The sequence below is a fragment of the Burkholderia sp. Ac-20379 genome (assembly GCF_017104645.1).
Lineage (GTDB): Bacteria > Pseudomonadota > Gammaproteobacteria > Burkholderiales > Burkholderiaceae > Burkholderia.
In genome coordinates this window covers 32,799-53,213 of sequence record NZ_JAAGPF010000010.1, presented here as the reverse complement: position 1 = coordinate 53,213, position 20,415 = coordinate 32,799, and the positions used below count along the sequence as shown (strand labels likewise).

Here is a 20,415-nt window from a genome sequence, read left to right as displayed (position 1 = left end):
CTCCAGCCGCCCCAGCCGCCCCAGCCGCCCCAGCCGCCCCAGCCGCCCCAGCCACCCCAGCCACCCCAGCCACCCCAGCCGGCGCGCCGCCCCGAGCGACGCCACCCGGCCCGACCCTTTCCGCCGCACCGGCATCGCGCGTAGAATCCAGCCGTTGCCAGGAGCGGAAGCCGGTGAGAACCCGGCGCGGTCGCGCCACTGTGAGCGGCACCTCGCGTGCCCAAGCCAGACCTGCCTTGGCGATTCATCCCTTTATTCCGTTGACTGCTTGCCGCTGGCCAGTCGGGGCGCGTCATCCCTGGAGAACCGTTCATGTCCGAAGTCACCCTGAAGCCGGTCGCCGTGCCGGCGCCCATCCCCGTCCGCGAGCTGATGCCGTGGATCGTGTTCGGCGGCCTGCTGATGCTGCTGGCGGTCTATTTCGTCGGCGCGGAAGAGGGCGCGACGTCGATCGTGCCGGGCATGTACGTGCACGAGTTCGTGCACGACGCGCGCCACCTGCTCGGCTTCCCCTGCCACTGACGGGGGCGTTCATGGTCGGAAAACTGTTGGTACGCGGGATGCTCGCAGGCATCGCCGCCGGGTTGCTCACGTTCGGCTTCGCCCGCATCGCCGGCGAGCCGCAGGTGGATCAGGCGATCTCGTTCGAGGAGAAGATCGACGCCGCCAAGGGCGAGGCGCCCGAACCCGAGCTCGTCAGCCGCCCGACGCAGGCGGGGCTCGGCCTCGGCACCGGCGTGCTGGTGTACGGCGCGGCGCTCGGCGGGCTGTTCGCGCTGACGTTCGCGTTTTCGTACGGGCGGATCGGCAGCACGCGCCCGCGCACGCTGTCGGCCTGCCTCGCGCTGGCCGCGTTCGTCTCGCTCGTGATCGTGCCGAACCTCAAGTACCCGGCGAATCCGCCCTCGGTCGGCGATCCCGACACGATCGGCTATCGCACCGGGCTGTTCTTCCTGATGATCGCGATCTCGATCGCCGTGGCCGTGTTCTCGCTGAACCTGCGGCGCGCGTTCGCGGCGCGCATGGGGCAGTGGAACGCGTCGATCGTGGCGGGGCTGATCTATCTCGCGATCGTGGCGGCCGTGCAATACGCGCTGCCCACCATCAACGAGGTGCCGGCCGCGTTCCCGGCCGTGGTGCTGTGGAAGTTCCGCATGGCCGCGATCGGCATGCAGGCGATTCTGTGGACCACGCTCGGCCTGCTGTTCGGCGCGCTGGTGGAGCGCAGCGGGCTGGTCGGCGCGCCGCGCGGCGGCCGCGCACCGGCCTGACGCAATCCCGGCGCACGCGGCTTGCGCCGCGGCCCGCCGCCCGACGGGCGCGCAACCGGCTCGGCCACTTCGGTGGCCGTTCGCCTTTATACTGGCCCGTCCCTCATTGTTCCTGCCGCGCGGGCCTGCTCGCACGGCACCCCCGCCGTGAAAATTCGCGCTGCCTTCGTTGCCGAGCTTGTCGTCAATTTCGTGCTGCCGTGGGTCGTCTACCGGCTCGCGATGCCGGTGTGGGGCGATGCGGGCGCGCTGTACGCGTCGGCGGTGCCGCCGCTCGCGTGGGGCATCGTCGAATTCGCGCGTACGCGCCGCGTGGACGCGCTGTCGGCCATCGCGCTGCTCGGCATCGCGTTGTCGATCGCGCTGATGGCGATGGGCGGCAGCCCGCGTTTGCTGCTGGTGCGCGAATCGTTCGTGTCCGGCACGATCGGCGTGGTGTTCCTGGTGTCGCTCGCGTTCCGGCGGCCGATCACCTATTACCTGACGCGCGCCACCATGGCGCGCGAGGGCGAGCACGGCGTGCCGCGCTTCGAGGCGCTGTGGGAGGAAAGCGCCTCGGTGCGCACCGCGCTGCGGCTCATCACGCTGGCCTGGGGGCTGGGCCTGACGATCGAATGCGCGCTGCGCAGCTGGTGCGCGTGGGTCTGGCCGATCGAGCGCACGCTGGTGGTCACGCCGATCCTCAGTTACATCACGTTCGGCGGGCTGATGGCGTGGACGTTCTGGTATCGCAAGCGCATGCGCGGTCGCGTTCGGATGGGGGAAGCGACGTTGTGAGCGGGGCCGCCGGCATCGACGGCCTGAAGCAATAGAGCCAGCCGACGTGCCGCGCGGCGGCCGCCGGCTCGAGCGAATGACGGTTTGCCGTAGCGTCCAGTCGCATCCCGGGTGCACGGTATCGTACCGGCGTCAATCGTCGCGCCTTCCCGCGTGCATCCACCGATCTCCCACCGCAGGAACTGGCCGTTCGGCGGCCGATCGCGCGCGCATCTTGCCTGGCTCGCACCGTTGATTGCCTGAGGTTCATCGGCAATCGGATGCGGCTTTCACGCGGTTTTTCACCGTCGAACCATCCCGGGAAAATTATGTAGGAAAACTTATTATTTCCCCGCGTGCGGGCCTGCTCGCGTCATGCCCTTTCGCCCCCGAAACCCACTCCACATCCAGGCATGCCGCCCCCTGCGTCACGCATACGAAACTGTAAGAAGTAGTAATGGCGATGAAGCCTCGCGTCCATAGAATCCGCAGCTTTCGTGGTAGTCGACATCAAAAAGGTGAAAGAAATGCGCCATCTGGAAGTTGGTTTGCGCGCGGGGGTGCGTGCGGCAGTTCCCGCTACATTTGCAATGTCGTTGCTGGCGATTGCCATGAATTCGGCATTCGCTCAACAAATCGATTCATCGCCGGCAAGCGAGGCCTTGTCGGAGAAAACGGAATCAGTCGATAAAAAAGCTGCACCGAAATCGAGTAAAAAGGGTCGCGCGGCGACGTCGCTCAATCGGGTGACGGTTCAATCGGCCCGGCGCCCGAATCCTGAAGTCGTGTCGCGCGCCAAACAGGAAGTCGCGCTGAATATCATCAGCACCACGACGCAGGAAGAGATCCGCAAGCTGCCCGATTTCAATGCCGGCGAAGCCGCCACGCGGCTGCCGGGCGTGGCCTTGTACGTGGGTACCGGGCAAGGGCGGTACGTTTATATCCGCGGCCTCGATTCGGACCTGTCGGGCACCACCTACGCAGGCATCCATCTGCCGCCGACCAACCCTGTCACGCCTCAGGGCGGCGGCCGCGCGTTCGCGTTCGATTCGTTTCCGACCGGGATGATCGGCTCGGTCACCGTGACCAAGACCAACAAGCCCGAACAGGATGCGGAAGCGCTCGGCGGCACGATCGAAATCGCGCCGAAGGAAATTCCGAAGGGCAAGGACAGCTTCCTCGATTACCGCCTCGGCACGGGCGTGCGCACCGCACGCACTACCGCGCTGGAAGATATCTCCGTGACCGGCGGCACGCGTTTCGGTTTTCACGGCACGTCCGACAAGGATAAATCGGGTATCTCGTCGTATGGCGACAAGCCGTTTTCGATCATCGGATCGCTGACATATTTTCACGATCAGAGCGGCACGGATAATTGGGGGGCGTCTTATTACAATCAAAGCAAGTATCCGGCCGCCGCTTATTCGAATTTTACCCAGGCCTATTATCGATTCGATCGAACGACGCTTGGCGGAGGCGCGGAACTGGCTTATCAACCGGATGCGGATAATCGCTGGTATGCGCGATATCTGCATTCGGGTTATACGGAAGACGTGAATCGCCAGCAATTGATCTTCAAGATGTCGGGGCAGGCGACGCAAAACGCCGACGGTTCGATCACGTCGGGCGTCGGATTCGACAAGGCTGTTCGTCACATGCAGGAGCAGGTCAGCCTCGACGTGTTCCAGATCGGTGGCGAAAACAAGTTCGGCGGCGGCGCCAAGCTGGATTACAACGTCGCGTATGCGGTCGGCAAGGACTATCGCCCCTACGACACGTCGAGCACGTTCTCGTATCGCCCGACCGGCGCCAGCGTCACCTACAACAACCAGTTCGACCGCAGGTATCCGTCGTACGTGGTGCAAGGCGCGAATCAACTCGATCCGAACCTCTACAAGCTGAGTCAACTGACCAACAACACGCAGACCTATCGTACCCAGGAATGGTCCGGCGGCAGCAATCTCACACTGCCCACGCACTTTTTCAAGGGCGCTACGGACGAGCAGCTGAAATTCGGCACGTCGGTGCGCTTTCGCACGACGACGCATACGATCGATCCGTACAACTCCGCAGCGGTGCCGTCGCTCGGCATGGGGCAGGCGATTACCGGTTCGCCCGTCACGTTCTATGGCGACCATTATGCGAACGGCTACAACATCGATCCGAACACCATGTCGAACCTGTTCGCGAACGGGGCGGGTAACGGCTTCAAGGGCAAGTCGACCGATGGCATCTCCGGGCTGTCGTCGGGCAGCCGCGACACCGAAAACGTGTTTGCCGTATATGGCCAGGATCAGATGACGTTCGGTCGCCTGGGCCTGATCGGGGGCCTGCGCGTCGAGGCCACGCGTGCCACCTACAGCGGCTACGCGGCCGACAAGAACCTCACGTCCGCATCGCCGATCTCGAACAGCACGAGTTACGTGAATTTCTTCCCGTCGCTGCAGGCGCGTTGGGAATTCACGCCCGACACGATCGGCCGCGCGAGCTATTCGAGCACGATCGCGCGACCCGGATTCAATCAGGCAAACCCGGCGGCGACGATCGATCCGAGCCTGTTCGTCGTATCGCAGGGCAATCCGAACCTGAAGCCGACCGTCTCGCAGAATTTCGACCTGTCGCTTGAACGCTATCTCGATCACGGCGGGATCGTCTCGCTCGGGTTGTTCGACAAGGAACTGTCGAACTATATCGTCGCGAACTCCAACACCGTGATGTTCAGCCCGACCGATCCGCTGTTCGGCGCACTCGCGGGAACGCCCAGCCAGGTGCTGAGCTACAAGAACATCTCGCACGCGCGTGCGCGCGGGCTCGAGTTCAATTACGACCAGCACTACACGATGCTGCCGGGCATTCTGAGCGGGCTGGGCAGCAGCTTCAACTGGACCCACGTGAATTCGAGCGGAGAAATTCGTCCCGGCGAATCGTCTTCCCTGCCGTCCACCGCCAACGATACGTACAACGCCCAGCTCTATTGGGAGAACCAGCGGTTCAGCGTGCGCTTGGCGGGTTCCTATATTGGCAGAATGCTGGCGTCCATCGGCAAGAGCAAGGCCAGCGATCGATACTGGGAGCCACGCTTCTCGCTGGATCTCGGCGCGTCGTACGCGCTCACGAAGCATGTGTCGGTGTATGCCGCCGCGCGCAATCTCCTCGATACGCCGGTCGCGCAATCCGAGGGCTCGAACCATCAGCTGATTCAACGCGAGACGTATGGCCGAACCTACATGTTCGGGCTGAGCGGCAGCTTCGATTAAGCGCTTCACACACCTTTGACGGCTCGGGCGAAGCCGTATTTGAACGGCTGCATCGGGTTTTCAACTCGATGCAGCCGCTTTTTTTGCGACTGCCGCATCACGCATGGCGGGCGGCATTCAGGGCAACGCCGGTTTGATCAGTGAACCGCGAAAACCTGCAACCCGGCTTCCGCCGCGGCCGGTCCCTTGGTGTGGACAACGTACAAACGCTCGAGCGACGGCACGTACATCGCCGTCTTGCCGCCGTGCGTGTCGATGTGCTGGATCGGTTCGTAGCGGCTCCGATCGTTTTTCTTGAACACGTCGAGGCCGGTCGACCCCGCCACGTAGAGGCGGCCATGCTGCTTGTCGAGGATGATTTCATCGGAGGTTTCGACCGTGGGTAGCGTCTGGATGACGTGACCGTCGCGAGTGTCGAGGACAAGCAGCACGCCAGGATTGCGCGCGCCCACGAACAGGTGGTGCGAATCGGGATCGATTTCCATGGCGGAATTCCGGCTCGGGCCGGGGATCGGCCAGATCGCGCTCAGCGTGTGGTCGTTCAGGCCGATCACGCCGATTTCATGCCGATCGCGGAAATTCACGAACAGGCGGTCGGTGGCCTCGTCGATCGCCATCGCCTTGACCTGGCCGGCGGGCACTTCGATCGCGCCCAGCACGGCGCCATCCGATACGCGCAGCATCGTGATGACGGACTGCGTTTCGTGGGATTTCGATCCGCCATTGCCGAGATAGAAGATTCCGGTGCGGCGATCCAGAATACCGCTGTCGGGTTGCGGCTTGAGCGGTACCGACTGGGTAACGGAGAATGTTCGGGTATCCACGATATTGAGACGTGCGACACCCGCATCGGCGATGAGCAGCTGCTTGCCGCCGTCGGTCAACTGAATCTTGTGCGGTTTGGCCGAAACGGTTCTTTCGCTCGCAAGATGCTCGCCGCCGGGCAGTGAAAAGATTTCGATCGACCCGAATTCCTCGGCCGAAACGTAGAGCCGTTGGCGGGTCAGGTCGGCGTCGAAATGGTCGAAATCTCCGCCGGTGACTGCCGGCAAGGGCACTTGCGAGATCAGTTCCAGCGGTGGCGGCGACACGCTGGCGCATCCCGGGAGGGACGCGGCCAAGGCTGTCGCGAGGGCAATCAGGGAAAGGTTTTTTTGCATTGAAGAAGGTATGTGTTCGATATCGATCAGCAACAGTGCGTGATCTGCTTTGCGTCGAGCGACGCAATGGCGGGTGCCGGCGGTGTCGTTACTTCAGATGGTGCGATCTCCCGGGTTCATGAAATTACGGAGTACGGGCGCCGTTCCTGCTGTAGACGGCCAGCCTGAAACCGCGCCCCCAGATATTCAAAATACGGCCCCGGCCGATTTTGGATCGAAGCCGGTGCAGGCAAACATCGATCGAATTGTTCTTGAATTGATCCCCGTAGGAATCCAGATCGGCGGCAATTTCGGCGCGCGAGAATATTCGATTGGGTTCATTGATGAACATCGTCAATATCGCCATGTCGGTTGGCGATAGCGTGCTTCGATGAGATCCGATCAAAACCGTTCGGGTCAGCGAATCGATTCTCATGTCGCCGAGACGGGTAATTTGCCGGTTTTCGTGTTGGTATGAATATTTATTGATCAGGGAAATAATCTGGCCGATGTCGGTCGGTTTGATAAGGACGGTATCGATATCGATCTTTCTATCTGGAAAAGTTTCGATGCGGGGCGTTTCTTCTCTGGAAAATGCAATGACGCGGCAATGTTGCGCATCGCCGGGGCGCTCGTTCAACAGCCGCAATCCGTCTTGCCCGGTTCCGTCGAGATCGATCAGCAGCACATCGTAGAAGTCCCGCAACAGCGTGTATGACGCATCGCTGAACGAGCAACTCCACTCCACCTCATGCTCGACGGCTCGCAGATCGCGAAGCAGTTCCGGCCCGGTTTCCGATGAGCCGCTGAATATCAAAATTCTCATTTCCTTCCCCAAAGACTTGCGCCGCCGGGCAATTGGCGGCGCGACAAGGGGTGTTTATAACGATGCGGAATGACCGACGGCGGGCTTGTCCATTACGTTTTTGAAATGTGTCAAAAATGTGATAGAAAGGAATTTCGGAGGTGTCGTTTCTCGCAAGTCTGTATTCGATGAATTGAATTGTAATAACTGGTAATAGAGTTGAAATGGCGAGCGAATAGAATGCGGATCTTCCTGGTTTTTGGGTGAAAGTTTAAATGCGTCGATTCAATTGAGCCGACGTATGAGCTTGCTGCCTTCAAGACATTCATTGCTCGCGTTTCAAAGGCGAGCGCTTAATCATCTTCCAATTGAAACGATGCAAACTCTTGTCGATCTGTCCGTTCAATCTCTTGGCTTGCTCCCGCTGATGGCGCTGGTCTTCCTCGCCGCGGTGATGGTGATCGTCGAGCGGCTCAATTTTTTCGTCCGCTCCATGCGAGTCGGCAAGCAGCTCGTTCGGGAACTGGCGCAATTGCCGTCCCGATCAGGCGCATCGATCGAAAAGCTTTCCGGCCGCTATGCCGGGTCGCCGCATGGCGCGCTGCTCAAGCGCGCGCTTGCCTCTGGCGGTCAGGCCGAAACTGATTTCGAGCGCGCGGTCGACGAGGAAATCATGTTGCAGATGCCCCGTCTCGACAAGCGGCTGTGGGTGCTCGATACGGCCGTCACGCTCGGCCCGCTGCTGGGGCTGTTCGGCACCATCGTCGGCATGATCAATTCCTTCGACGTGCTCGGTTCGTCCGGCACGGGCAATCCGATGGCGGTATCGGGCGGCATTGCGCATGCACTGATCGCCACGGCCACCGGCTTGACGATCGCCATCGTCGGCGTCGCGCTGCTGAACTATCTGAACAAGCGGGTGCGCAACGCCCTGCTGCAGATGGAACTGATCAAGTCGATGCTGGTTCGCCATCTCGCGGCATGAGCGGACGCTAATTTCACGGAGGCGCACCATGCGGAAACATCTCTCCCATTACCTCGGCCACGACGAAAAAGCACGGATCGAGATCATCCCGATGATCGACATCATGATGTTCCTGCTCGTGTTTTTCATGCTGGTCATGCTCAAAATGGTTGCGGCAACCGGGCTGAAGCTGCATTTGCCGGATTCGTCCACCACCACGCGGCTCGATTCCGTCGAGGTGAATGTGGCAGTCAGCAAGGACGGCGCGCTGCATTTCCAGGATCAAACGATCGCGCCCGAAGCGCTGTCGTCGCAACTGGCGGCGCTCGAGCAACAGAAGAAGGTCACGGTGACCATCACCGGGGATGAGGGCACGCCGTACCAGGCGATCGTCAAGGCGATGGATATCGCGCGGGCGGTCGGTATTACCGAAGTTGGCCTCGCGGCCAAGGCGTCCTGATTCGCATGACAAACACTGTGAACCCGATCGACGCCGCCGCGCCGCGCAGCCTTCACGCACGGCAGGTTAGGCGCGAGGACGGCATGTCGCCGATGGTCGCGCTCGGCATTGCCATCGCCATCGAGGCGGCTGTCATCGCCGCGGCCATCCACGTGCATCAGCCACGCCCGCCGGCGCCGAAGCCGCCGCCGGTGATGATGGCGGCCATCGTGACGCCGAAGCCGCCGCCGCCACCGCCACCGCCGGTCATCAAGAAGATCGTCAAGCATCTGGTGCCCAAGGCGCCTCCGCATCCCGCCCCGGCGGCGCCCGCCCGGCCAGCCGTGCCCGTGCACGACAACGCGCCGGCCGTTGCCGCTGCCCCCGCGCCGCTTCCCGCCGTGCCCTCGGCCGCGACGGCCGCCTCGAAGGCACCGGCTGGGCCGGCCGCCGTGGATATCGCCATCGAATGCCCCGTTCAGATCAAGCCGCAGACGCCCGCGAAAGCATTGGCGGAAGGATTGAGCGGAGAGGTGACGGCCCGCGCGACGATCCAGGCAGGCCGCGTGGTGGCGGTCGATATCGTTCGATCGCAGCCGGCGCGAGTCTTCGACGACGCGGTGCGACGCGCGATGCGTCAGTACCAGTGCAGGACCAACGGCGACGAAGCGATCGTTGTCGAACAGACCTTCGAATTCGCGGTCGGCGACTAAGCGCCATTTCGCATTTCCGATCCCGCCGACGGTGCCGGGATCGGCTTACCGGATCTTCATCATGAGTATCAACGACAACATTACCCGCGCCGTCATTGCTGCATCGGCGGTGTCTTTCGGCCTCACGGTGTCATTCGCGCAGGCCAGGGACAGCGTATATCTGTCTCCGGACGAGATCGACGTCGCGGCGTTGCTCGCGCCTCCGCCGGAGCCGGGTTCGGCCGCCCAGCGCCGAGATCTGGAAGCAGTCCTGACGGTTCAGAATACGCGCACGAGCGAGGAGGTGGCAGCCGGCATCGCGGACGTTCAGAAATCCGTGTTCCGGTTTGCCGACGTGCTCGGCCCGGCCTTCATGCCGGAAAATCTGCCGAAACTGGCCGCGTTGTTCGAGGTGGCGAACCACGAGGCGAGCCTTGCCGTCAAGCCCGCCAAGGCGTACTTTCATCGGGCCAGGCCGTATGTCGCATCGAGCCAGGTGCATCCCACGGTGCCCGAGCACGCGGCAGGCGCCTATGAATCGTATCCCAGCGGTCACGCGACGATGGGCTATCTGGACGCGATCCTGCTCGCCAACATGGTGCCGGAAAAACGCGCCGAGATTTACGCCCGCGGCAGGTTGTTCGGCGAGCATCGCGTGGTGGATGGTGTTCATTATCCGAGCGACGTCGAGGCGGGGCGTATCGACGCGACGGTCATCGCCGCGCAGATGATGCGGAATCCGACATTCAAGGCCGATTTCCTGGCGGCTCGCACGGAACTGCGCGGCGCGTTGGGGATGCATTGAGACGGCCGCCGTCGAAGCGAGCCTCAACCATGTCGATACATACCGCGCTCATCACGCTGGCGTTCGCCCTGGCGTCGGTCGCCGATGCCGGCCGCGGCGCGGCAGCCTCGTCTCCCGCCTTCGAAGTCGCGAACCGGTACGGGCTGGGCGGCCAGGCGCGTCGGGATGAGCTCGGCTACGACGCCGCGCGGCGACGGCTGTTCGTCGGCCGCGGCAGCGATGTGCTGGTCGTGGATGCAGATACCGGCAAGCTGGCCGGAACCCTCCCCGGCACGAATGGGGTTCACGGCTTTGCCTTTGTCCAACCGTTGAAGCTTGGCTTCATCACCAATGACCGTGCCAACAGCATCTCGGTCGTCGAGCTCGATTCGCTACGGAGCGTCGACACGATCAAGGCCGGCGGTGCGGGCCCCGACGCCATCCGCTACGTGCCCGAGCTCAACCGGCTGTATATCGGCAACGGCCATGACGCCAGCGTCAGCGCGCTCGATATCGTGTCGCGAAAGATCGTTGCGACCGTGGCGGTCGGCGGAAAGCCGGCATCGCTCGCGAGCGATGGAAGCGGCCGGGTGTTCGTTGCGATGGCAGACAAGGCGGAGATCGTCGCCATCAACGGCGTGGGCAACAACGTGCTGGCGCACTGGCCGCTGGCACGTTGCGAGAAGCTGTCCGGACTCGCCATCGACAGCGATACGCAGCGCCTGTTCGCCGCGTGCGCCAACCATGTTCTCGATGTCGTCGATGCCCGCTCGGGCGAGGAAATCGCCAGCGTGCCGATCGGCGGGCGCCCCGGCATGGTGGCGTTCGATCCGTTGCTCAAGCTGGTGTTCGTGCCGAACGGCGGTGACGGGACGATGAGCGTCGTCCACGAAGATGCCGCTAACCGGTACCGCGTCGTCGATACCGTCCTCACGCAACAGGGCACCGGCACGATCGTGCTCGATGAAGCGAGACATCGGGCCTACCTGGTGTCGTCGACGGTGCCTCCCGACACGCCGGCGCGCCGCCATTCCGATGTGGCGTCCGGTACGGACAACGTCATGGTGGTGCGGCCCGCGCATTGAGCTATCAGGTCATCCGGCGTGCGCCATCGGCTTGGTGCCGCTCAGATAGGTCACGCGCTCGGCCATGCGCAACTGCCGCGCCTCGACCCGCGGCCGCAGCCACTGTTCGAAGCACAGCCGTTCCGCGGGCGTGAACTGCGTGGCGAGAACGGTCTCGAGCGTGGGCGCCCACGGGTGGGGCGAGCAGCGTAGCAGCACGTCCCAGGACGTCACCGGGGCGGGGCGGACATCGATGTGCAGCTCCAGGTGAACTTGCTCGAAGCCCGCTTCCAGCGCAAACCGGACCAGGTCGCGCTCGCCGTAGTTCGCCAGCGCGCTGGCCGAGATTTTTTCTTCGGTGTCCGGAAATTGTGCGGCCTTCCAGCGATGCAGCAATCGCAGAAAGCGCGCTTCGGAAGAATCGGGCAGGCTCGCGACGGCTTCCCGTAGCGAATGTGTTTCGATGGCGGCGTCCCGCATTACCGGCTCCGACAACGACAGTCGCCCTCCCGGGTGCAGGATGCGAAAGAATTCGCGCATCGCCGCGGGCTTGTCGGCGACGTATGCCAGAACCGCGCGCGTGCACACAGCATCGACAGCGTTGTCTTGAATGGCCAGGAGGGAATCCGCCGGGCATTCGATCAACGTGCACTGGCTGGCGACGCCGCGCTGCACCGCGAGCGCCTGCGCATGTCGAAGCAGCGGGGCCGATACGTCGGTCATCAGAACGTGCAGCGATGGGCCGATCCTGTCGATGGCGCCGAAACCCACCAGCCCGGCCCCCGTGCCGATATCGGCCAAGGTCATGCCCGGTCCGAGCTTCGCGCTATCCAGCACGCGTTGCAGGCAAGGTTCGAGCTCGGCGTTGATCTCGGCTTCGAGATCGGCGTTGCCGCCATGGCGGATATGCAGCAGCCAATCCGACCACAGGTCGGATGCGGGCGGCCCGACGTCGTCAGCCGCGCATGTGCGATCCGGGGCCGGCGACGGGCCGGGGCGTACGGATTGGATGGGTCGGTGTTCCATTCGATTGGGCGGAAGATGGCGGGCCGTCGGGCGCCTGGTGGCATGACCCGTTGCCGGCGGGCGGACTCGGGCAATTGGCCCGCCGGCAATGCGATACGCGGCTGTCCGCTTAGAAGCGCGTGCGAATGCCGATCGTCGCGGCGAGCTGGCTGTTCGACGACGAGGCGGAGAAGCCGAGCAGATCGGCCGTGATACCGGATTTCCCGGTGCTGCCGACGTGCTGATATTCGCCCTCGACATAGACGTCGGTACGCTTCGACAGCATGTAGTCCGCACGCAGGTTCACCTGGTTGAACTTCGGGCTGGCGCCCGCCAGCCGGGCATCGGTGAACGTGTAAGAGCCGATCAGCGAGACAGCCGGCGTGAAGTTGTAGCGGCCGTTGACCTCGTAGTTCGTGAAGCGCGCGCCCGTGTTGTTCAGGCCGAAGCCGCTGGCGGTGCCCGACGCATAGGCGCCGATCGAGCTGGCGGCCTGCAGCATCGTCTGCGTGATCACGATGCCCGCCACGGCCGGGCCGAACGCATAGCTGGCGCCGCCCCCGAACGTGCGCTGAACGCGCGCCGAGAACGTCGCGTCGTTGCTGACTGCACCGTTGGCGAGTGCCGCGCCGGCGTTATTCAATTGCAGATAGCCGATGGCCGCATTCAACGGCCCGTTGCTGTACGACACCCCCGCGCTGTAGGCGCGATTCGATGCGAAGCCGCCGGCTTGATTGGAGAAGCCGTACAGTCCGCCGAATTTCAGGCCGCCGTAGCTGATGCTGGTGTACTTGACCGAATTGCTGACGCGAAACGAGTTGTCGAGGTTGTCGTTGTCGTACGGGTGCCCGAAATGGGTACCGCCGTACTGGGTGCCGGTCAGCGAGAGCGGGCCGACGAAATCCACCATCGAGTCGTACTGGCGGCCGAGCGTCACCGCACCGTAGGCGTCGCTCGACAGGCCCGCAAACGCCTGGCGTCCGAACATGCGACCGTTCTGGCCCAGCGCGCCGGTCTGCACGTTGAAACCGTTCTCGAGCACGAAAATCGCCTTCAAGCCGGCACCGAGATCTTCCGCGCCGCGGATCCCCCAGCGTGAACCGTTGGTATCGCCGCTCGTTGCCTGGAAGGCGTGGCTGCCATGCTGGTTGCTGGCATAGGTCATGCCGGCGTCGATCAGGCCGTACAAGGTCACGCTGCTTTGTGCGCTGGCGAGGGCGGGCAGCGTGCAGAGCGCGCCGGCTAGGCCCACGCTCACGAGGGTTTTGTCCATGGTGGATCTCCTATGGCGTGCAGGTTGCTCCAGGCTTCAGGTGAGCCTTCGAGCGGCGCGATGTTCGAACCGCACGCGGAATTTTCGAGGGGGCGCAATCGATGAAGCATGCGAGCACGCGGTGGGCCGAGCCATCGGCGGCAGCGCTTCAAGGCGTGAGGATCTTATTGGGGCGCGCCGGCTATGCCGCCTTCAATTCAGAATTGCGTCGTAGTCCGTTGTTTTTTCGATGGCCGGCGGCGGATGCGGGCTCGACACGATTTGTTTTTCCGAAATCGAACCCGGCCGAGGTGTGGCGGAACATGTTGCGGTCGTGATCGAGCCGGGCCTGTCGCTCAACCTCACCGACCTGGCGCGCCAGCGGGGCGGTCGCGTTGCCGCGTCGGGCGCGCGGCGTTCAGCCGATCCGCTTCGTATAGAACGTCGTGCCGCACGGCGCGCCGTCCGGCATCAGCGCGTAGCCGGGCACGTCGCCCACGCGCTGCCAGCCGGCGCGCCGATACAGCCGCTCGGCCGCACCGCCCGTTTCGGTGTCGAGCACCAGCACCGTCTTGCCGGCCTCGCGCGCCTCGGCCTCGATCGCTCGCATCAACGCCTCGCCCACGCCCTGCCGCCGCGCCCGCCGATGCACGAGCATCTTCGCGACGTCGGCGCGATGCGGTTGGTTCTCGGGCTGCGCCGCGATCAACTGCACCGTGCCCATCGCCACACCTTCCGCATCCTCGGCCACCAGCAGCACGCGGCGGCCCGGCGCGACCTCGCGTGCCACTGCCTCCCAGAACCGCAGCGCCGTTTCGCGCGCGATCGGCAGCATGAAGCCGACCGACGCGCCGCCTTCGACGCAATCGATCAGCACGTCGGCCAGCTCGGCGCATCGGGCTTCGGCCTCGCGGGCGTCGAGGCGGCGCAACGGGAATGCGGATGTCGCGGACATACAGGCTCCATGAAGAAAAGACCGGCGTTCAGCGCGACGAGAAGCGCGCTGCGTTGCATGTCGGGTTATGGCGGGCGTCGAGATGGCGCGGCGCAAGCGTGGACGCGAGGGGCGCGACGGACACGGCAGGCTCTCAAGGAAAACGACGGGCGTTCAGCGCGTGCCGAGCGCGACCAGGTAGCGTGCGGGCTCGCGCGTCGGGTTGTGGAACCGCATCGGGCAATCGAGCCGCATCGCCACGCAGTCGCCGGCTTCGAGTCGCCAGGTGGTGTCGCCGGCGCTGATGTCCATCACGCCTTCGATGAGCCAGATCTGCTGGTGGATGTCGGCGTCGCGCGCGCTGGTGTCGAAATGCACGCGCTCGCCGGCCGGAAACCGCACCTCGACGAGCTGGATCGGCGAGGGCAGCGCCGGCGAAAGCTGGCGGCGCCGGTAGCCAGAGGCCGGATCGGTCCACTCCGGCTGCTCGGCCGCGCGCGCGATGGACGAGGGTGCGGCATCGCTTTCGGCCTCGCCGAAGAACGAGGCCAGCGGCACGCCGAGCGCGGTGGCGAGCTTGTCGAGTACCACTGCGGTGGGGCTGCTCTCGCCGCGCTCGATCAGCGAGATGTGGGAACGGCTGACGCCGCTGCGCTCGGCCAGCGCATCGAGCGGCCAGCCTTGGGCGTCGCGCAGGGCGCGCAGGCGTTCGGCGATCCGGGCGTGGACGGTCATGAGGCGGTTTCCAGTTTGATGGATATGACGTCCGGTAAACTGGATGATCGATATTCGCCTGTCAAGCCACGCGACGCGAGCCGCCAACCTCACGACAAGCTTTCTCCCGCATGACGATCACCATTAGTACTACCCCGCGTTGACCGATCTTGCGTCGCAACACTAAAGTGTTCATCTTAGAAACCAAAGTTCGACATGCGAATTTTTTTGACGCAGCCGAGCCGATCAACGTGACAGAGGCGGCGCAGTCCGCCCACCGCCGCAGGAGACCGAGATGAGTCGTAGCCCCGTCGTGAACGTGCAGACGTTCATCAACGAACAGCCGTTCGGCGCCTTTCAGTGGCTGATCTTCCTGATGTGCTTCGTGATCGTGCTGCTCGACGGTTTCGACACGGCCGCGATCGGCTTCATCGCGCCGTCGTTGCTCTCCGAATGGCATCTGACCAAACCCGATCTCGCGCCGGTGCTGAGCGCCGCGCTGTTCGGCCTGGCTTGCGGCGCGCTCGCCTCGGGGCCGCTGTCCGACCGCCTCGGGCGGCGCGTGTTGCTGACCGGCTCGGTGCTGCTGTTCGGCGTGGCCTGCCTCGGCTCGGCGTTCTCGTCGAGCATCGGCGAGCTGACCACGCTGCGCTTCATCACCGGCGTGGGCCTCGGCGCGGCGATGCCGAACGCGGTCACGATGATGGGCGAGTTCTGCCCCGACCGCCGCCGCGCCACCGTGATCAACCTGATGTTCTGCGGCTTCCCGCTGGGCGCGGCGCTCGGCGGCTTCCTGGCCGCCTGGATCATCCCGCAGTTCGGCTGGCGCAGCGTGCTGATGCTCGGCGGTATCGCGCCGCTGGTGCTCAGCGTGGCGCTGATGGCGAAGATGCCGGAATCGGTGCGCTTCATGGTGGCCACGCGCAAGCCGGTCGAGCGGATCCGCGCGACGCTGGCGCGCGTGTCGGCGACGGCGATGGAAGCGGGCGGCTTCGTGCTGACCGAAACCGCCCCGCAGACGCCGGGCAAGGGCGCGGCCGTGGTGCTGTCGCGCCAGTACATCGTCGGCTCGGTGATGCTCTGGATCGCCTATTTCATGGGCCTCGTGATCTTCTACGCGTCGATCAACTGGATGCCGATCCTGCTCAAGGACGCCGGCCTCGCGCCGAAAACGGCCACGCTGATTTCCGCGCTGTTCCCGCTCGGCGGCGTGGGCGCGGTGCTCAGCGGCGTGCTGATGGACCGTTTCAACGCCAACCGCGTGGTGGCCGTGTGCTATGCGCTGACGGCGGTGAGCGTCTACTTCATCGGGCAGGCCGCGGGCAACGTGGGCGCGCTGGTGGTGATCGTGTTCCTGGCCGGCGTGCTGATGAACACGGCGCAATCGTCGCTGCCGGCGCTGGCCGCCGCGTTCTATCCCACGGCCGGCCGCGGCACGGGCGTGGCGTGGATGCTCGGTATCGGCCGCTTCGGCGGCATCGCCGGCTCGTTCCTGGTCGCCAATCTCACGGCGCGCCACGTCAGCTTCGCCAATGTGTTCGCCACCGTCGCCGTGGCCGGCCTGGTGTCGTGCGTCGCGCTGCTGGTCAAGCAGAGCGTGCGTCCGCAGCAGGTTGCGCCGAGCGGGGAGAAGATCGAATCGCTGGGGCATTGAGCGTGGCTAACCCAATGTAGAGATGGGGCTGCGAGTTCAGAACGTCGCCCAACGGGCAGCGGTATTCAGTTGGGCCGCCCCGAACGGAATATAGAGGAGAGGCGGCTTCCTCTCGTGGTTCTCGGTAAAAGCAATGTGCTTGAATTCGGTTTTTCAGTAATTTTATTCAACCCGGCTTGACGCCGGGTTTTTATCGCCTCTGGGAGGGGGGAGTCCTTACTGAGGCGAGTTTGGCTCCTTCGGGTAATACTTAACCGCAACTTCCATCGGTGTCAGAACTGTTTTCGCATCATCGAGCTTTGCATTGATGAGCCCGATCGATTCGTAGATCCTTTCAATCGAATTTTCGTCAATTGTTTGGGAGCTGAAGTTTGCGGAATTAATTCCGGGCGATGAAATTCCAATTGTCTGGACCGTAATCGCTCCCTGTGCTTTCTGGGTTGAAGCTGCGATGCCTAGCTTGAATAGGCTGCCAAGATCTAATCCGGCCTTGGTTGTATTCACGACAGCATCAACTCGAACGCCGATTCCGATGCGGGCAAGGGCGTAGTCTTTTTTAGTGTTTGGATTTGTGACAGGAACAACTATGTATCGTAGGAATTCGTACGATATTTTATACATTCCCCTTTCCAGCCCACCCGTTGCCACAAGATAACTGATTGACCCCTTCTCGTCGATTTTTCCAATCGTAGTTGTCCACTGTCCGACTGCGAGTTTTGTCAGCATCTGTTCCGAGTTGAGTCCTGAGAAACCCAACTCTGAAAGATCGTAAATCATTGGTTCGGTCGGAATCCAATCTTTACTATTGACATTCCAAGGAGATTTCAGGAGTGCGTCCATTTGAACTGTTGGCTGAGATATACCTGTGGCACAGCCGGTCACGATCGATAGCATGATTAAACCAGCAGCAAATTTTACATTCTTCATTATTTACCCCATTTTTTAAAGAGAACGGATTTTATATGCCACGCTTGCCAGGTGCTCTCGGTTGTTGTAGCGAGAAAAGGCAAGTTTCTTTGGCTGGAAAATTTCAAATTCGACGAAATTTAATGCCCCCTCTGATCGTCTCATTTTGAAATGGATGCGAAAGGTATTTGCTCCCGCCGCGCGAGTTAAGCACTGATAACGTAGTGATCGATGATCTGTTACATTTTGTTTCTTTTTAACTTCATACAATTATAGAAATTCAATAGGTAGGTAATGCAAGTAATTTTTATTGATCGACGCTCAGGTCGATTGGGTATTTATAAAGTTGACAATGAACTCGTATGATTTGAGCAATGCGAAATCTGGCAGCATGTGCATAAATAAGGCGCTCAGCGCGAGGTTTAGCATGAACCGGCTGGTGGTAGTGGCTGGCGCTCGCTATGAATTTGCACGGCAATTGATGGGGCAACGTCACGACGGAATCATTTTCATTAGGCTGAGGAATGAGCGGATTCGCAAGCGCGTTCATGAAATCAGCGATATGGCGTGCGCCGACGTATTCGACTGCATCGAGGTCCTTAGACAAGCCGCGACGTGAAAGTCCGGGGCGCCGGGTGGGTTTTGGGAGATCCAGGGCTCTCAAGCGTCGCGCTACTCAAGGTCCAAGCAACGTCAAGCGGAGATGCAATCGCAGGTTGCGGGCTCCCTCCCTGTACCACCGCACTGCGCACCGGCCGGCGAACTTCGCATAATGTCGATTGCCCTCCCGGAGCGCGGCCGCCGCGCCGCCGCCGGGGTCCTTCGATCGCCACCGGGCCTCGTCACGATGCGCATCCCGCCGCTGAAATCCATCATCGCCTTCGAGTGCGTCGCCCGGACCCAAAGCGTGAACCGCGCCGCCGAGGAGTTGGGCCTGACGCCCTCGGCCGTCAGCCACCAGATCGCCAACCTCGAGGCGACCATCGGCCAGGATCTGTTCGTCCGCTCGGGGCGCGGCATGGTGCTGACGCCCACCGGCGAGCAATACCTGGCCGACGTGACCGGCTCGCTGGCCGACCTGAGCCGCGCCACCGAGCGCGCGTCTGGCGACAAAGGCGGCAAGGGCGTGGAGATCCTGCGCGTGCATTCGAGCCCGAGCTTCGGGCTGATGTGGCTGCTGCCGCGGCTGGCGTCGTTCCAGGCGGCCAACGGCGACATCCAGCTCAACCTGGCCTGCTCGTACGAGAACGTGTCGTTCTCGAACGGCTTCTACGACATCGACATCCGCCACGGCTACGGCAACTGGGACAACCTCGAAGTGCGCACGCTGCGCGCCGAAACCATCGCGCCGCTGGCCTCGCCGGCCTATCTGGCGCGCCATCCGGTTGCCGCGCCCGGCGATCTGCTCGGCCACCGGCTGATCAATTCCGAATCGCCGCTGCTGCAATGGAAGCAGTGGTTCGCCCGCACCGGCGTGCCGGGCAAGCAGAAGACGTTCGATTTCTCGTTCGACCGCTCGTACATGTCGCTGGAGGCGGCCGCGCTGGGCCTCGGCATCGCGCTCGAATCGCTGATGCTGGCCTCGGCGCGCATCCGCGACGGGCTGCTGGTGCCGGTGTTCGGTGAGGCGCACCGCGTGGAGGTGGGCGCGCACCATCTGGCCTACCCGTCGCGGAACGGCGAGCTGCCGCGCGTGGCGCGCTTCCTGGCCTGGATCGAACGCGAGCACGCGGCGGGCGGCATCTGAGGCGATTCGAGGCGGCTTGCGGCCCCCTCGCGCCCGACCTGAAAATTTCTCAGCCGATGTTGAGCGGGACCGCGTTGATGTGGCGCGCGGCCGGCGCGACACTGCCGTTCCGAACACAACCCGGAGACAGGCGATGTTGCTCGCAGGCAAGGCGGTCATCGTGACGGGCGCGGCTTCGCCGCGCGGCATCGGCAAGGCTACGGCGCGCGCGCTGGCGGCGCAGGGCGCGCGCGTGGCGATCCTCGATGTGCGGCGCGACGACGCGCAGGCGGCCGCGGCCGATCTCGGCGCGGAGCATCTGGGCCTCGCCTGCGACGTGACCGACAAGGCCGCCTGCCTGGCGGCGGCGCGCGCCGCGCTCGAACGGTTCGGCCGCATCGACGGGCTGGTCAACAACGCGGGCATCACGCAGCCGGTGCGCACGCTCGAGATTTCGGCGGACGGCTTCGACGCGATCGTCGGCGTCAACCTGCGCGGCTCGCTGTACATGTCGCAGGCCGTGATTCCGGCGATGCAGGCGCAGGGCGGCGGCAGCATCGTGTGCATGTCGTCGGTGTCGGCGCAGCGCGGCGGCGGCATCTTCGGCGGCCCGCACTACAGCGCGGCCAAGGCCGGCGTGCTCGGGCTCGCCAAGGCGATGGCGCGCGAGTTCGGCGGCGACCGGATTCGCGTCAATGCGATCGCGCCGGGCCTGATCCAGACCGACATCACCGGCGACAAGCTGACCGGCGCGATGCGCGCCGACATCGTCAAGGGCATTCCGCTCGGCCGCCTCGGCGAGGCGGCCGACGTGGCCAACGCGTGCCTGTATCTGATCAGCGACCTGTCGAGCTATCTGACGGGCGTCACGCTCGACGTGAACGGCGGCATGCTGATTCACTGACGCACGTGGCGGCGCGCTCGATGCGCGCCGTCGTTCGCGCCTTCATCCGTTGCGCCGGCAAGCATCGGGCGCACGCCGACGCGCCCGCGCGCCACCCGCTTTCGCCCGACGATTGCCGCGCCGTTGCGTGGTTTCCCGCCTGTTGCCGC

Annotated in this window: 20 protein-coding genes and 1 riboswitch; of the genes, 13 read left to right on the top strand and 7 right to left on the bottom strand. The window is 63.6% G+C overall.

Translation table 11 applies throughout. The features are described 5' to 3' along the window. Positions 1 to 117 precede the first annotated feature (117 nt). Positions 118 to 254, top strand: a riboswitch (cobalamin riboswitch). Positions 255 to 312: 58 nt separating this feature from the next. The 4 genes from G3N92_RS02600 (at position 313) to G3N92_RS02585 (ending at position 5,284) form a co-directional block, all read left to right on the top strand. After that, positions 313 to 522, top strand: a complete 210-nt coding sequence (locus G3N92_RS02600) for a CbtB domain-containing protein (RefSeq protein WP_206125872.1) — start codon at positions 313 to 315, stop codon at positions 520 to 522. A gap of 11 nt (positions 523 to 533) precedes the next feature. After that, positions 534 to 1,271 (top strand): CbtA family protein, encoded by a 738-nt coding sequence (locus G3N92_RS02595; protein ID WP_206125871.1) that lies wholly within the window; start codon positions 534 to 536, stop codon positions 1,269 to 1,271. Between the two features lie 147 nt (positions 1,272 to 1,418). After that, the gene (locus G3N92_RS02590; RefSeq protein WP_206125870.1) at positions 1,419 to 2,048 is read left to right on the top strand and encodes a VC0807 family protein; all 630 of its coding nucleotides are present in this window, start codon (positions 1,419 to 1,421) and stop codon (positions 2,046 to 2,048) included. Between the two features lie 506 nt (positions 2,049 to 2,554). Next, entirely contained in the window at positions 2,555 to 5,284 is a 2,730-nt protein-coding gene (locus G3N92_RS02585) for a TonB-dependent receptor (RefSeq protein WP_346778324.1), read from the top strand. A gap of 137 nt (positions 5,285 to 5,421) precedes the next feature. Here the strand turns inward: G3N92_RS02585 and G3N92_RS02580 are convergent, their stop codons facing one another. Beyond that, the gene (locus G3N92_RS02580) at positions 5,422 to 6,477 is read right to left on the bottom strand and encodes a hypothetical protein (protein ID WP_206125868.1); all 1,056 of its coding nucleotides are present in this window, start codon (positions 6,475 to 6,477) and stop codon (positions 5,422 to 5,424) included. 91 nt (positions 6,478 to 6,568) lie between these two features. After that, a complete protein-coding gene (locus G3N92_RS02575) occupies positions 6,569 to 7,249 on the bottom strand; it encodes a winged helix-turn-helix domain-containing protein (protein ID WP_206125867.1) in 681 nt (226 codons plus the stop codon). Positions 7,250 to 7,529: 280 nt separating this feature from the next. Between G3N92_RS02575 and G3N92_RS02570 the strand changes: the two genes are divergently transcribed. From G3N92_RS02570 to G3N92_RS02550, 5 genes are all read left to right on the top strand, one after another. Continuing rightward, the gene (locus G3N92_RS02570; RefSeq protein ID WP_241014530.1) at positions 7,530 to 8,213 is read left to right on the top strand and encodes a MotA/TolQ/ExbB proton channel family protein; all 684 of its coding nucleotides are present in this window, start codon (positions 7,530 to 7,532) and stop codon (positions 8,211 to 8,213) included. A gap of 28 nt (positions 8,214 to 8,241) precedes the next feature. Next, positions 8,242 to 8,652, top strand: a complete 411-nt coding sequence (locus tag G3N92_RS02565) for a biopolymer transporter ExbD (protein ID WP_277396130.1) — start codon at positions 8,242 to 8,244, stop codon at positions 8,650 to 8,652. 5 nt (positions 8,653 to 8,657) lie between these two features. Further along, positions 8,658 to 9,344, top strand: coding sequence for an energy transducer TonB (locus tag G3N92_RS02560; protein ID WP_206125865.1), 687 nt, complete (start codon positions 8,658 to 8,660; stop codon positions 9,342 to 9,344). A gap of 61 nt (positions 9,345 to 9,405) precedes the next feature. Beyond that, positions 9,406 to 10,128: a phosphatase PAP2 family protein gene (locus G3N92_RS02555; protein ID WP_206125864.1), complete on the top strand. Its 723-nt coding sequence runs from the start codon at positions 9,406 to 9,408 to the stop codon at positions 10,126 to 10,128. A 29-nt stretch (positions 10,129 to 10,157) separates the two neighbouring features. After that, positions 10,158 to 11,192: a YncE family protein gene (locus G3N92_RS02550; RefSeq protein ID WP_206125863.1), complete on the top strand. Its 1,035-nt coding sequence runs from the start codon at positions 10,158 to 10,160 to the stop codon at positions 11,190 to 11,192. 9 nt (positions 11,193 to 11,201) lie between these two features. On the opposite strand, the gene G3N92_RS02545 is transcribed toward G3N92_RS02550, so the two are convergent. The 4 genes from G3N92_RS02545 to G3N92_RS02530 all read right to left on the bottom strand — a co-directional run bounded on the left by G3N92_RS02545 (position 11,202) and on the right by G3N92_RS02530 (position 15,097). Continuing rightward, complete coding sequence (locus G3N92_RS02545; protein WP_206125862.1) at positions 11,202 to 12,197, bottom strand: methyltransferase domain-containing protein; 996 nt, start codon at positions 12,195 to 12,197, stop codon at positions 11,202 to 11,204. A gap of 109 nt (positions 12,198 to 12,306) precedes the next feature. Then, a complete protein-coding gene (locus G3N92_RS02540; protein ID WP_206125861.1) occupies positions 12,307 to 13,449 on the bottom strand; it encodes a porin in 1,143 nt (380 codons plus the stop codon). A 397-nt stretch (positions 13,450 to 13,846) separates the two neighbouring features. Beyond that, positions 13,847 to 14,383: a GNAT family N-acetyltransferase gene (locus tag G3N92_RS02535; protein ID WP_206125860.1), complete on the bottom strand. Its 537-nt coding sequence runs from the start codon at positions 14,381 to 14,383 to the stop codon at positions 13,847 to 13,849. Between the two features lie 153 nt (positions 14,384 to 14,536). Further along, entirely contained in the window at positions 14,537 to 15,097 is a 561-nt protein-coding gene (locus G3N92_RS02530) for an XRE family transcriptional regulator (RefSeq protein WP_206125859.1), read from the bottom strand. 274 nt (positions 15,098 to 15,371) lie between these two features. Here G3N92_RS02530 and G3N92_RS02525 point away from each other — a divergent pair, with 274 nt between their 5' ends. Beyond that, positions 15,372 to 16,730, top strand: a complete 1,359-nt coding sequence (locus G3N92_RS02525) for an MFS transporter (protein ID WP_206125858.1) — start codon at positions 15,372 to 15,374, stop codon at positions 16,728 to 16,730. Between the two features lie 216 nt (positions 16,731 to 16,946). Here the strand turns inward: G3N92_RS02525 and G3N92_RS02520 are convergent, their stop codons facing one another. Next, complete coding sequence (locus tag G3N92_RS02520; protein WP_206125857.1) at positions 16,947 to 17,624, bottom strand: hypothetical protein; 678 nt, start codon at positions 17,622 to 17,624, stop codon at positions 16,947 to 16,949. Positions 17,625 to 18,063: 439 nt separating this feature from the next. Here G3N92_RS02520 and G3N92_RS02515 point away from each other — a divergent pair, with 439 nt between their 5' ends. From G3N92_RS02515 to G3N92_RS02505, 3 genes are all read left to right on the top strand, one after another. Beyond that, on the top strand, positions 18,064 to 18,255 hold the full coding sequence (locus G3N92_RS02515; protein ID WP_206125856.1) for a hypothetical protein: 192 nt from the start codon (positions 18,064 to 18,066) through the stop codon (positions 18,253 to 18,255). 228 nt (positions 18,256 to 18,483) lie between these two features. After that, positions 18,484 to 19,383, top strand: coding sequence for a LysR substrate-binding domain-containing protein (locus tag G3N92_RS02510; protein ID WP_206125855.1), 900 nt, complete (start codon positions 18,484 to 18,486; stop codon positions 19,381 to 19,383). A gap of 133 nt (positions 19,384 to 19,516) precedes the next feature. Further along, positions 19,517 to 20,266: an SDR family NAD(P)-dependent oxidoreductase gene (locus G3N92_RS02505; protein WP_206125854.1), complete on the top strand. Its 750-nt coding sequence runs from the start codon at positions 19,517 to 19,519 to the stop codon at positions 20,264 to 20,266. Positions 20,267 to 20,415: the final 149 nt, after the last annotated feature.